A 12979-nucleotide genomic window follows, 5' to 3' on the forward strand; every position below is an offset into this window, starting at 1 on the left:
AACATGCAAAACACAAATAAAACCGTTGTGAAGTCAATGGAGATTTTGCGGCTTTTTATCACACACGAACAATTAACGTTAAATGAGATGATTGAGCTAGCCCAAATGCCAAAAACATCTGTACATCGAATGGCGAGCTCATTAGCGGATATGGGTTTATTAGAAAAGCATGATTCCGGTGTTTATCGGTTAGGATTGATGTTCCTTGAATATGGTCAGCTTGTAGCCGACCGCCTTGATATTCGGAGGATTGCGAAGCCTTTTATGGAAAGCTTGCGAGATGAAGTGGGAGAAGCTGTACAGCTCATTATTCGTGAGGGAGACGAAGCCATTTACGTGGAAAAAATCGAAGGTACGCAGCCTGTTCGGCTCTACACCGCTGTCGGCAGGCGATCTCCACTATATGCGGGAGCCTGTGCGAGAAGTATTCTGTCCTTTTTGCCAGAGAAAGAGAGACTGGCCTATATTGACTCGATCGAGCTAGGGAAAATCGGAATTGGAACCATCACAGATAAAGAAGTTCTGCGGAACATACTCGAAGAATCAAATAAACGGGGCTATACGTTGAGCTATTCAGAGCTTGAAAACTATACAGCTGCTATTGGAGCGCCTATTTTCAATCATCTCGGGGAAGTGGTCGCAGGTATTAGCATTGCAGGATTTGAAGCAGGATACCAAAAGGAACGACTTCCTTACTTAATTGATCAGGTCAAAAAATCCGCCAGCGGTATTTCGAGAGAACTAGGTTTTTCATCTACACAAACAAAAAGCCAATGACCGTCAAGATCATTGGCTTTTTCTGTATGATTGATTAGAAAGTTTTTCCTAAAGCTTTTGCGCGTTCAATTGCATCTGCTTTAATTTGCTCTGCTTTCGCAGGCTCAGCATTGTGACCTTCAACAATAAGACCTTCGAAAGAAGGAATACCGAAGAAGTTTGCAATTGTTCCAAGGTAACGGTGACCTGCTTCAAGTTCAGCAGCAGGACCTTCAGAGTAGTATCCGCCACGTGCTTGGATGTGTAGCGCTTTTTTGTCTGTTAATAATCCAACAGGACCTTGCTCTGTGTATTTGAATGTTTTACCAGCTACAGCAACAGAGTCGATGTATGCTTTAAGAACTGGTGGGAATGAGAAGTTCCAAAGTGGTGAAACAAATACATATTTGTCAGCAGAAACGAATTGATCGCTTAATTCGTTTAGGCGAGCAACTTTCGCTTGCTCTTCAGCTGAAAGTGTATCGAAGCCAGCGCCAGATTGAAGCTTGCCCCAGCCAGCGAATACATCTGCATCAATGTGAGGGATGTTTTCTTTGTACAAATCAATATGTACAACCTCGTCGCTTGGATTTGCTTCCTTATAAGATTCGATAAATGCTTTAGCAGTAGCCATACTGTAAGAAACTGTTTCATCATGCGGATGTGCAGTGATGTATAAAACTTTTGCCATAATTCATTCAATCCTTTCGGGTTCAGTGATTTTTTTAGCGTATCCCAAAGATACACTGAATATGTGGCATCTTTAATCATATTGGAATGCTATGAAAAAGATGTAACAAGCACAGTTACATAAAAACTGATATTTTCATTGTAATCACAATGTAGTTTGAAGTCAAGGTATAAAGTCTCGAAATCAAGATAAAAAGTTTGTAAATTTTTCTGGAACACGTTGAAACAAGGATTTAAGCATAAAAAGCCTACTCCCATTGAACAAAAAATCGATCGATATCGCAAGTAAAGAGTTTGTAAAGGCGTCTCATTCTGTGGATTTGAAAAAAAGATGAATGCCCCTAAGCCATCTGCTACAAGCATCTGTTCTCATTTTTCGTATATATAAGAGAAGGCAGGAGAGAGTGAGGGATAAGAATGGGACGATCCTATGTTGCGATTGGAGATTCCTTAACGGTCGGGGTGGGGGCACGTTTATTTGGTGGGGGCTTTGCCGAGCGGTTTAAGGCGATGCTTGAAAAAAGGCTGCATACGCCGGTCGAGCTGTCCGTTTTTGCGAAATCAGGGTTAACGACGGAGGAAATCTTACAGCTTTTCAAGCGGTCTGATGTGAGACGTGCTATTGCAAAAGCTGACATCATCACTATTACAGGCTGCGGGAATGATCTTGTTCAAGCTGTTCAACAGTATGAAGAAGGTGGAGATGAAAAGAAACTACTGCAAGCGTCCATGCATTGTCAGGCGAATTTTAGGCAAATGATTCAAGAAATCGCTCAAATCAAAAGAGGGCAGCATCAGCCATACTGTGTGTATTTATTGAATTTATATAATCCTTTTCCTGGGATTCCGATAGCAGAGAGATGGCTGCAGCAATACAACGATCATCTTCGATTGCTGGCAGCTAGTCCGCATGTAGAAGTTGTGGATGTTTACCGCGTTTTTGAAGGACACGAAAGAGCTTACTTATCGATTGATCAATTTCATCCGAACCATAAAGGATATGAAGCAATGGCAGAAGCACTGTTTCAACAATCCTCTAAACAGCTGTAATCCGGTGGGATTGCAGTTTTTTCATTCTTTTAAATGAAGGGCTGTTTCGATATGATAAAAGAAACGAAGGCGAAAGAGGTGTATGTATGCAAGAGATCAACGCGTATTTTCATGAAATGAAAGGAACAGCTTATGAGGTAGGAAAGCAGCAGGCTGTCTGGCTTAAGGAGAACCCTTTGCTAAAGAAACAATACATTCGAACAGAACCGATGGCAAAAGAGGCTGTGAAGGAAACGAAGCAGCTACTGCTTCCATATCTCCCTCAATTAGATGAAGAGATCGCGGGGTTTTGTGATGAACTGCAATTGGATGAAACCTATTTGACCTTTTACTATTCATCGCATCTGCAGCCAGGCTGCTCCCATTGCGTCATGCAGGGAAAAAAGACGACAGATCAACAAACGGTGTTGCTACGTAACTATGACTTTTCCCCGATGTTTGATGATATGCGCCTTGTGTCTACACATGTAGAAGGCTTAGCCGTTCATACAGGCTCGTCACTGCTGTTGTTTGGCAGGTCTGACGGGATGAATGAGCATGGTCTTTCTGTGACATTCTCTGCATGCGGACCGCCAATTGGCAATGAACCCGGCTTAAAGCCGCCAGCCGTTGCTGGTTTGCAAGTATATCATGTGATTCGATCTGTTCTGGAATACTGTGAAACAGTTGAGGAAGCCATTCGTTCTATACAGGAAATGCCTGTTGCTTCAAATGTGCACCTCATGCTGGCCGATCGAAAAGGAGAGGCGGCTGCGATTGAAATGATGGACGGACAAAAAGCTGTTAGAAGACCGGAGCATGGTTATATTGCAGCAACGAATCATCCGCTTGCTGATCAAACGGTAAAAGGGATGACCAAGCATCATTCTGTCGTCAGATACGAAATGTTAATAGAGGCTTTAGAAGAACAACGATCAAGCGATTCTCTCATCAAACTATTTCAGACAGAATATCCAGATGGTCTGACTGTGCACAATTACGAGGAGCTGTTTGGGACGATGCGAACTGTCATGTTCCGGCCGGAGGAAGGGACGATGGATTATTGCTTTGGCTCTCCAGTATACAACCGAACTTATTCATTAAGAGCTGGGGGCACACTGCCCTTCCGTGAACAAAAGGTTCAATTTCATCAAAAGGAGTATGGACCGTCATTTTGGAAAAACGTCTGACCGGGACATGGTCTTTCATTTTTGTCACAGTCAATGTGCCAAAGTCAGATGAACTAAAGATTGCATCGCTGGTTGAAAGCGTTTTATATTAAAGTGTGACAATAGACCTATGTAAGCAGAAGGAGGCATTTCATGTACATAACGGCACGAGAACAGAAAGTCATCAAATACATCATTCAGCAAAATCGTTATGTCACCATTCGTGAGATAGCCGATTCTGTTCAGGTGAGTACAAGAACCATCCATAGAGAACTCAAATCCATTAAACCTATTTTAAAGAATTATCAACTTTCGCTAGATAAACAACCGGGGAAAGGCTTGAAGACGGTCGGAGAACAGAAGGACAAACAGCGGCTTCTTGCTCACATTTCAAATGAGGATCAAATTGAATATAGTTCGGATGAACGGAAGCTCTTAATCCTATGTGCGCTGCTTGAAGCAAAGGAACCGGTTAAATTATATACACTTGCCGCCGACTTGCAGGTGACAAATGCGACCATCAGCTATGACTTAGATGAACTGACGGAGTGGATCGCGCCTTACGGTTTGCAGCTGATACGAAAACGCGGGTATGGCATTGAATTAAAAGGACCGGAGGAAGCCAAACGAAAGATTGTCGGCAACCTCATCGTCGACCGGCTCGATATTCAATTATTTTTAGAAACGATTGAAATGAATATCAAGCATCGAACGAAAGCGACGGAAAAGGTGTTTGGGGTTGTCAGCAGAGGGCAGCTGCTTAAGGTAGAAAGACTGCTCTTTCATTTGAAAAATCGACTGTCGCTCTCATTGTCTGATAGTGCCTATATTGCACTTGTCGTTCACCTAACGTATGCCATCGAACGCATTCAGATTGGCGAAACCATTCGCATGGAAGAAGAAGAGCTGCTTGAATTAAAGCGGACGAAAGAATATCAATCATCCCTGCGAATCGCAAGAGCACTTGAACGCATGTTTAATGTCGAGATCCCTGAAGCAGAGGTTGGATATATGACCATCCACCTGCGCAGTGCAAATCGCAGCTTTCAAGCAGAATACCGCATTGATGAGATTGAGCTTGATATAGCACTGAGAACGAAAAAGCTCATTGATTTTATTTCAAATAAAACCGGCTACCATTTAAATGAAAATGATTCATTGTACGAGGGACTCGTGTCTCATCTTGAACCTGCCATGAACCGTTTAAAGGAAAAGATGAGAATTTATAACCCGCTCACACAACAAATCAAAAAAGATTACTTTTTGCTTTTTATGGCCATCGAAGAAGGAGTCGAGCGTTTCTTTCCGGAGATTGAATTTCCAGAGGATGAAATCGCCTTTATTGTGCTGCACTTTGGTTCAGTGCTTGAAATCAAAAAAGAAGAAACAAAGATTCATGCATTGGTCGTTTGCTCAAGCGGAATCGGTTCCTCCAAAATGCTCGCATCACGGTTGAAAAAAGAGCTGCCAGAGATCGCTAAATTCGATCTATCTTCTTTGATGGAGCTAAAGGAAATTGATGCTGCGAGCTATGACATGATTGTATCAACCGTTCCTATTCCATATGATCATATCGATTACATCATGGTCAGTCCGCTTTTAAATGAGGATGACGCCATGCGTGTGAAGGCTCATATTAAACGAAAGATTCCTTACATGATAGAGAAAAAAAGAACGAAAGAATCTGTAAAAGAATCCGTGCAAGAAACCATTGATATGATGGCAGTTGCAGAGCAGATAACGAACTATATGTCTGTGATTCGCGGCATTGTGTCTCATTTCACTTTAGAAAATAAGAAGACGCTGCCGCATCATGAGGCAACAATCAGACAGCTGCTTCGTCAGATTGAAAGTGAAGGATATGTAAAACATGCGGACAATGTGGCAACCAGCTTACTTGAACGTGAACAACAAGGCGGTTTAGGGATTCCAGGTACTGAGTTTGCTCTTTTTCACTTAAAGCATGAATTGATCAAAGAGCCTATCTTTCATATCTATGATCTTGATGAGGCATACGAGGTCAAAAGCATGGATGGCGGTCAGCAGATGATGTCACGAATGCTCATGATGCTAGCGCCGCTGGAGCTTGGCAAGGAAGGCTCTGAAATGTTTAGTCTGATCAGTTCATCCATCATTGAAAGTGAAGAAAGCATGGCGCTTTATGGACATGGGTCAAAGGAAGAGATTGAACAGAAATTACATCAGCTTTTCTATCAATTTGTGAAAGAGGCAAAGTGGTAGGAAAAAAGCCGAGAGCTTATTCGCTTCTCGGCTTTTTTGCCGTGACACAGACAGCGAGGGTTGGACGAATTTCCTCGTACTCAACAGAAAAATGTTCAAACCCCGCAAACTGTAAGTCATTCAGTATGTTTTCACCCATCTCTTTTGTCCGATTGGCGTCAGCGCCCTTTTCTCTTGGCTGCATCACAATGACAATTTTTCCGCCCGGCTTCAAGGTGTGATAAAGATTGAGTAAGCCGGTCTTTGGGTCATCCCAAATCGTGTAATTATTAACAGAAAGCACTTTGTCATACTGCTCTCCCGGCAGACGTGTTTTCTCAATTTTCCCGACATACAGCCGGACCTGTTTGTCTTTTGATCGTTTGCTCAAGCGAGTCCGCGCTTGTTCCTGCATGGTCGAAGAGGCATCCAGCCCATCAATGTGAAGATCCTCATAATGCTTCAACATATGTTTCATGCTATAGCCGGGGCCATAGCCTATCTCTAGAATATTTTCACCATCATCAAGCTCTAGATGGCGGATCGCCCACTGATTCAATGCTTTATTTTCATTTGCCATAATGAAGCCCGCGATGCTTCCAAGCCAGCCTTTTGGTCTGCTAAAGGTTTTCGAAATGGTTGACAACATATGAGAACGCTCCTTTTTGATGATCAAGTAACCGATTTTTCCTAATTTGAAACATAACCACCTGTTTTTCAAAACGCATCTGTACAGCATAGTTATGTTTGAGTGAAAAAATGAAGTGGTAATGAAAGGATACATCAACAAATCAAGGAGGAGCTTACACATGGATTTACGTGAATACTTAACAAATGGCATTCCGCGTCAAACACAGGATCAGCAGCCAGGCAGTGAAAGAGAAATGAATCCTGCGCCGATCTTTGAGGATGAATCGTATCAAGGGTCTGGCAAGCTAAAAGGGAAAGTTGCCCTGATTACAGGTGGAGACAGTGGAATTGGACGTGCCGTTTCTGTTGCATATGCCAAAGAAGGAGCACATGTCGCCATTGTGTATTTAAATGAACATGAGGATGCAGAAGATACGAAAGAGCGTGTAGAGCAGGAAGGCGTCAAATGCTTAACGATTGCAGGAGATGTCGGAGACGAAGCCTTTTGCGAGGAAGCGGTAGAAAAAACGGTTGAAGCCTTTGGTCAGTTAGATATTTTAGTGAATAATGCGGCTGAACAGCATCCGAAAGAACGAATTCAAGATATCTCTAGTGAACAGCTTCACCAAACCTTTAGAACCAACTTTTATTCCTATTTTTATTTTACGAAGAAGGCACTTGATTACTTAAAACCGGGAAGTTCAATTATTAATACAACATCCATCAATCCATATCGAGGTAACGCAGTGCTCATCGATTATACAGCGACGAAAGGGGCCATCAACGGCTTTACTCGTTCTATGGCACAGTCGCTTGTGAAAGATGGGATTCGCGTGAACGGTGTAGCGCCTGGTCCAATTTGGACGCCGCTCATTCCATCTACATTTGACGAAGACAGTGTGGAAAGCTTCGGGGCAGAAACCCCAATGGGAAGACCAGGACAGCCTGTGGAGCATGTTGGCTGCTTCGTGCTGCTTGCTTCTGACGAATCGTCTTATATGACGGGACAAACGCTTCACGTCAATGGCGGTTCCTTTATGAATACATGATCAATAGTGCCACCGCCCAGCTTCGATTGGGCGGTGTTTTTAGTATTTCTTGCGATTCTTCTGCACAGATGTAACAGACCATACGATAATGCCCACAACAACTGCCGCAATGACAAGTGAACCCAAATGGAACATCGTTTCATGAGGCATGTCCAACTTCTCCCTTCATTGAACCTATTTCCTATAGCATCAGCTAGAAGCTCTCTTTTTATGAAAAACACATTTCTTTGTTTAATGAATGGATTGTCGTGGAAACCTATGAGTACGGATGAAACTTTGAAGGAGTGAAGATCTATGTCACAAGAAGAGTTAAAGCAAAAGGTTCTAAACTTATTAGATGAGCAAAAGGTTGGAACACTAGCGACCGTTGAACAGAATCAGCCGCATACCCGCTACATGACTTTTTTCCATGAAGGGCTGACGCTATATACACCAACGAGCAAAGAAACACATAAAGCAGACGAAATTGAAAAAAACCCGAATGTTCATATTCTCATTGGATATACAGGTGAAGGATTCGGTGACACGTATGCAGAAATTGCAGGCACCGCTACATTAACAGATGATCCAGAGCTGATCGACCGCCTTTGGTCAGAGGAGATGGAGAAATGGTTTAAAGGCAAAGATGATCCAAATCTAGTGATTCTGAAGATTGACCCAACTTCCATCCGTTATATGAATGAAGGAAGCCGTACACCAGCAGAATTATCACTTTAACACTTGCGTAAGTAGGGGGAATGTGTTATAGTTTGTTATTAAGTGTTGAAATAAGCAAATAAATAAAGAAAGTAAACTTTCTTTTTTCTATGACATAATGAGAAGCAATAGAGCTTCTACTTGATAAGAACGAGACGCTGTTAAAGCGAACAAACTTATTCTTTTCCTTCTGCACCGCCCCCTATAAAAGCGGAAGAATGAAAAAAGACGTTTTGATTTACAATTCACACTGGCACGGCTTCGGAGCCGTAAGGACGAATGAGAGGTAGGGCTTTCGTTGTCTTGTTATCCAGAACTTCCATGGCGTTTACTTTCAAACGTAGGTTCACTCGGAACACATATGACACACTGATATGATCGAATCTTGACTCATAAACTCCGTGACGGAGATCACAAATTGATTATTTATTTGCATGAAAAGAGTAAGAAGCAGGCTGCCATCTATTTGGCAGCCTTTTTAAGTGGGTCAAACAATAAGATTCCGAGACCGATGATCCCGAGGAAAGGAAAGATGAAGGTAGACACCATCCGCATAGCATCCCCACCAAAAGGATTCGCCATCAAAAATAGAACAGCAAACACACAGGTGATAGCAGTCAATAGGACATACTTCATCATCACTCACTTCTTCCTTTCTTCTGATACCGCCAAATCCTTTCAATAAAAAAGAACATCACCGCAAACAAAATAGAGAAGATGAGCATGTCCAGCAGTGTCACGCCTTTATCTGTGTGCACAATACCAAACCAAACCAATTGCAGAACAAAAGAGATAGCAAAATAAAGGATGGATTCTTTCATGATTTTCCCCTTTTCACTTATTTTTTTGATCTTGTAGCCATATCATCCAAATGAAGAAGGAACCAATAGCACATGAGATCAAGGTAACGGGCGGCAAGGTGTGCCAGCGAGTCAGCCCCTTTACAAAGCACATATAAAAAAAGAAAATGAAAATGGATACGAGCAGCCATTGTTTGAACCAACGGGGAACACGTAGCCATGCCGCTAGAATGATAGAGGTTAGCTTATCCAATGAGATAACTCCTTTTTTGAATCTGATTGGATTTTATCGCAAACAACCGAGTTTGTAAAATATGGATTTTGGAATTGGAATGGTTTCTTCTAGAATGAAACAATCTCGCTGTACTGACGTATATGATAAAGGAACCTCATGAAAGGAAGCGATCAAGTGAAAAGAATACCAGTGATTTTCCTAAAATATATTGTCTTCTTTATTCCAGCTATCATTATCAGTATCATGTTATGGAATCATTACCAGGATGATTTGGAGAATGGGAAAATAACAGAGAATGACGTCCAGCGAATCTTCGCATTTGATGAAGGAAAACGAGTGGTGAGTGCTGTATCAAAAGACCAGCAGCTCCATTACGCAATGTATGATCCTCGTTCAGGAAAAAGAATCAAGGAATGGACCACAGCAAGCGACCCATTTAATGAAATGTGGCCATCCATTCAAGGTAACAACCTCTTGCTGGCTTTAAAAAATAAAGACGAGCAGCTGATGATCGAGAAGCTGTCTCCAAATGGAGAAAAAAAAGAGCTCGTTCAACAGAAACTACAGATCCCATCATTTTTAAATACGAATACATATCAATGGAATGGACGGTTTGTGTTTACAGGAGAAATGGAAGGTGCAGCTGCGGTCATCGGTGAGCTAAAGGATGGTCAGTTTTATGTGCACAATCTCAACCAGCTAAAGTTGCCAGCAAGGCCTGTGTCCATTGATGCAGTCATGAATTCCTTTAAGGGACAAACCCCTATTCCAATATTTGAAATCACCTTAAAAAATGACGAGAAGGCGTATGTCAGCGGTATTTCTAATCACAAACATCAGCTTGGGGTCTATGTATCCAAAGGGGCTGAACCGTTTAGTCTCATTGATGATACAGTTGAGCAGCAACTGCAAAAAACGATTGGATCATCGCAGGCCTTTGCTGTAGCGGTTGAATCCGAATACCCAAAAAGGGCCCGGAAAGTGAAAGCAGACGGAGAGCTTGGAGAAGTCGTTCCAACATCAAAACCCATTTACCAAACCTACGTGTACCAGCTCAATGAGGAGGAAGTTCTTATTGCAGGCTCTACCACAAAGGATGAAGCTAAAGGCAAGCTGACGGGGTATATTTATAACCATCGAACAAATAAGGCCACGTCTGCAGATAAACTTTTTCACTCTTTGTCTTATGAATCCTTACAAGGACAAGCGCTCTCTTTCAATAAAAATGTGAAAAGCAATTGGCTCTATTATTCATCTAACAAGCAATTAACGGGTGCATATGAGACGAAGACCAATGAGCTGAAGGAATTTCCTTTACAAACAATCATCTCAATTGAAAACGCAAGTCCAGCTCATCAAACGTCTGTCGATACCTTTACACAATATGTCATGAAAGGCGGGGCACTGGTTATCAACTGGGTGATTTGGCTGTTTATTCCACTGCTATTATTTGTGATTGCCATTTTCCTTCCGCCGATATTGAGACTGATCAGAAAGAACAAGATCAAGGACAGTGTCACATTACAAGCCTATATTGTGTCTGTGAGAGAAACGGGGACGTATATCAACGAACAGCCAGTTGTCAGCTTGCAGCTCCAATTTCAATATGAAGGAAAAAGCATAGAAAAGACGGTCAATACCGTTGTATCATACACCCAGATGCCACAGCCTGGCCAACATATTGTCATTTATTATCATCCGAAGAAACAAAAGGCGATGCTTTTAAAAGAGGGCGACTCCTCGCAGCCAAGCCAGCCAAAGATCATCGAAGGCGCTGTTTTAAGAAAAATAGAATCATATGGAACCGTAGGGCGAGGCACCGTTTTATCACTTACATTTGAGTCAGATCAGAAAAGTTACGTTATCCCGATGATTCAAGCCACTGGTTTTCAATTTGAAACAGGAGAGAAAGCTGATCTCATTGACATCAACGGTCAGCTGAAAATGACAGCCTATGGCCATGAGGTGCGGAATCGATCGGGGAAAGATGTGACGTTAACAGGAACCATCCAGCGTGTGAAGCAATACCCAATTGCCATTCATGAACAAAAACCTGTCCTGCTGGATGTGACTGTTTCAAACGGAGAGCAGTCCATCACAAAAACGGTCAGTCAATTCATCCCTGATCATATGCAGATCGCAGCAGGAACACAAATCACGATCCAGACAAAGAAAGAAGATATGGATAGAGAAATGACCTTGTTACAAGAGAAACAAGGAAGTGCAAAAGTAACCAAGGTTGCCTTTGCCGGGGTGATCGGCCATCTCCCGTTAGCCATCATTCAGGTGGAGAGAAATGGCATGCTGTATGAAGTGAAACAGCCAATCGATCCTATCACTAGCGTATTGCCTGGTGATGAATTATGGGTGGCGTATCACGAAATGACGCGTCAAGCATCCATTGTGAAATATGCATCGATTTAAAAAAACGCTCCTGTAAAGGAGCGCTTTTTCTATTAAGACTTTGTATCAAATTGGCGAAGCACCTTATCATAGGCGAAATTGCCGAAAGGAATGAATGCCGCAAAGAAACCGGCGATGGACCATTTCAAATGCCAGCGAACTTTAAATGTCGCATATGCCAAAACGAGCATATAGATCACAAACAATGCGCCATGAAGAGAGCCCACAATGGTGACTGCCATCGGAATACCCGCAAAATATTTTAGAGGCATGGCAATTAAAAGAAGGGTTAAAAGAGACATACCCTCAATAAAACCCGCCTGTCGCAGACGGCTAATACTTGTATGCATAGACAAATCCTCCTGTATCAAACCTAGTTTCTCATCTTCTAATATAAACGAAAGATCGTCCGGACATGCTAAAATCTACGAAAAATTCAAAATATGTTCATGTAATGTTTAAAAAATGGGAAAAGGAAGAGTCACTTAACCTTTGGTTGTTTCAGAGAGTACTTGCTTTAAGTGCGTCACATCATGTAATAAATGATCTGTCATCGCTTGAACGGCTTCCGTGGAACGGCGCTCTTCGATCTTAGCGAAAATGGCTGCATGCTCCCTTTGAATTGTATCAGCCCGCGTCCCGCCGCTAAAATGGAAGATGCGGCAAAAGTGAATGAGTGCATTCACATGATTCAATTGTTTACATAAGCGGTCATTGTGACTGGCTAGAATGATTTTTTGGTGAAAGGCTTCGTGTAACTGGACGATCTCTTTAGATGACCGCTGCTGCTTGATCGCTTTGTCCGCCTGTGTGAGAACTTGCTCAATTTCATCAATCTCTCTTTGTTCAGCTTCCTTACAAGCAAGCTGAACGGCAAGTGTTTCTAAGGCCATCCGAATTTGATAAAGTTCTTCGACATCTCTTTCCGTTAACGTATAGACGGAATAGCCTGATTTATGATCAGCGATTAATAGCTCATCCTTTTCTAAAAGCCTCATGGCCTCTCTAACCGGCGATCGGCTCACGCCAAATTGTTTGGCAAGCTGTGTTTCATTGATTCGCTCACCTGGCTGAAACTGTCCATCAAATATCATTTGCTTCAGCTGTTCATAAAATTGCATGTAATACGGTGTTGGTCTTTCAATCTCGAATGAATTCATCCCATCATTCCCTCTTTACTCATGATCTTTTGTCTCATGTTATCCAAGTTCCTGCCTCTAAGCAAGCCTGTATAAAAAGTCAATATCGTACAATCGAAGAGAAAAACGGTGTGCTACACTAATGATCAGTTCAGTGAAAAGA

The 12979-nt window shown here is 42.3% G+C and carries 14 protein-coding genes; 7 read left to right on the plus strand and 7 right to left on the minus strand.

The window, feature by feature from the left end; genetic code table 11:
* The first annotated feature begins 3 nt into the window (after positions 1-3).
* The gene (locus C6W18_RS15135; protein ID WP_105928095.1) at positions 4-777 is read left to right on the plus strand and encodes an IclR family transcriptional regulator; all 774 of its coding nucleotides are present in this window, start codon (positions 4-6) and stop codon (positions 775-777) included.
* Between the two features lie 34 nt (positions 778-811).
* Here C6W18_RS15135 and C6W18_RS15140 read toward each other — a convergent pair whose 3' ends face one another.
* Entirely contained in the window at positions 812-1447 is a 636-nt protein-coding gene (locus tag C6W18_RS15140) for an FMN-dependent NADH-azoreductase (protein WP_024425558.1), read from the minus strand.
* 416 nt (positions 1448-1863) lie between these two features.
* On the opposite strand from C6W18_RS15140, the gene C6W18_RS15145 reads away from it, so the two are divergent.
* From C6W18_RS15145 to C6W18_RS15155, 3 genes are all read left to right on the plus strand, one after another.
* The gene (locus C6W18_RS15145; protein WP_105928096.1) at positions 1864-2496 is read left to right on the plus strand and encodes a GDSL-type esterase/lipase family protein; all 633 of its coding nucleotides are present in this window, start codon (positions 1864-1866) and stop codon (positions 2494-2496) included.
* 86 nt (positions 2497-2582) lie between these two features.
* A complete protein-coding gene (locus C6W18_RS15150) occupies positions 2583-3665 on the plus strand; it encodes a C45 family autoproteolytic acyltransferase/hydrolase (RefSeq protein WP_105928097.1) in 1083 nt (360 codons plus the stop codon).
* A 132-nt stretch (positions 3666-3797) separates the two neighbouring features.
* On the plus strand, positions 3798-5885 hold the full coding sequence (locus tag C6W18_RS15155) for a BglG family transcription antiterminator (protein ID WP_105928098.1): 2088 nt from the start codon (positions 3798-3800) through the stop codon (positions 5883-5885).
* Positions 5886-5901: 16 nt separating this feature from the next.
* Here C6W18_RS15155 and C6W18_RS15160 read toward each other — a convergent pair whose 3' ends face one another.
* The gene (locus C6W18_RS15160) at positions 5902-6513 is read right to left on the minus strand and encodes a class I SAM-dependent methyltransferase (protein WP_105928099.1); all 612 of its coding nucleotides are present in this window, start codon (positions 6511-6513) and stop codon (positions 5902-5904) included.
* Between the two features lie 160 nt (positions 6514-6673).
* Here C6W18_RS15160 and C6W18_RS15165 point away from each other — a divergent pair, with 160 nt between their 5' ends.
* Entirely contained in the window at positions 6674-7543 is an 870-nt protein-coding gene (locus tag C6W18_RS15165) for an SDR family oxidoreductase (protein WP_034324727.1), read from the plus strand.
* 294 nt (positions 7544-7837) lie between these two features.
* Positions 7838-8260, plus strand: coding sequence for a pyridoxamine 5'-phosphate oxidase family protein (locus C6W18_RS15170; RefSeq protein WP_034324729.1), 423 nt, complete (start codon positions 7838-7840; stop codon positions 8258-8260).
* A gap of 441 nt (positions 8261-8701) precedes the next feature.
* Here C6W18_RS15170 and C6W18_RS20115 read toward each other — a convergent pair whose 3' ends face one another.
* Genes C6W18_RS20115 through C6W18_RS15180 form a run of 3 tightly spaced genes read right to left on the minus strand, consistent with a single transcriptional unit; the run spans position 8702 to position 9292 of the window.
* Positions 8702-8878: a hypothetical protein gene (locus tag C6W18_RS20115; protein WP_189318105.1), complete on the minus strand. Its 177-nt coding sequence runs from the start codon at positions 8876-8878 to the stop codon at positions 8702-8704.
* On the minus strand, positions 8878-9060 hold the full coding sequence (locus C6W18_RS15175) for a hypothetical protein (RefSeq protein ID WP_034324730.1): 183 nt from the start codon (positions 9058-9060) through the stop codon (positions 8878-8880). Before C6W18_RS15175 ends, C6W18_RS20115 begins: the two co-directional genes overlap by 1 nt.
* 13 nt (positions 9061-9073) lie before the next feature.
* Entirely contained in the window at positions 9074-9292 is a 219-nt protein-coding gene (locus C6W18_RS15180) for a hypothetical protein (protein ID WP_105928100.1), read from the minus strand.
* A gap of 156 nt (positions 9293-9448) precedes the next feature.
* On the opposite strand from C6W18_RS15180, the gene C6W18_RS15185 reads away from it, so the two are divergent.
* Positions 9449-11698, plus strand: a complete 2250-nt coding sequence (locus tag C6W18_RS15185; protein ID WP_223251722.1) for a hypothetical protein — start codon at positions 9449-9451, stop codon at positions 11696-11698.
* Positions 11699-11730: 32 nt separating this feature from the next.
* On the opposite strand, the gene C6W18_RS15190 is transcribed toward C6W18_RS15185, so the two are convergent.
* Together C6W18_RS15190 and C6W18_RS15195 are read right to left on the minus strand one after the other, a co-directional pair.
* Positions 11731-12027, minus strand: a complete 297-nt coding sequence (locus C6W18_RS15190; RefSeq protein ID WP_105928102.1) for a DUF3817 domain-containing protein — start codon at positions 12025-12027, stop codon at positions 11731-11733.
* 135 nt (positions 12028-12162) lie between these two features.
* Positions 12163-12837 carry a GntR family transcriptional regulator gene (locus C6W18_RS15195; protein WP_105928103.1) on the minus strand — a complete coding sequence of 225 codons (675 nt, stop codon included), beginning with the start codon at positions 12835-12837 and terminating at the stop codon, positions 12163-12165.
* Between the last annotated feature and the right edge of the window lie 142 nt (positions 12838-12979).

This window comes from Bacillus sp. LLTC93 (genome assembly GCF_002993125.1).
GTDB lineage: Bacteria > Bacillota > Bacilli > Bacillales > Bacillaceae > Bacillus > Bacillus zhangzhouensis.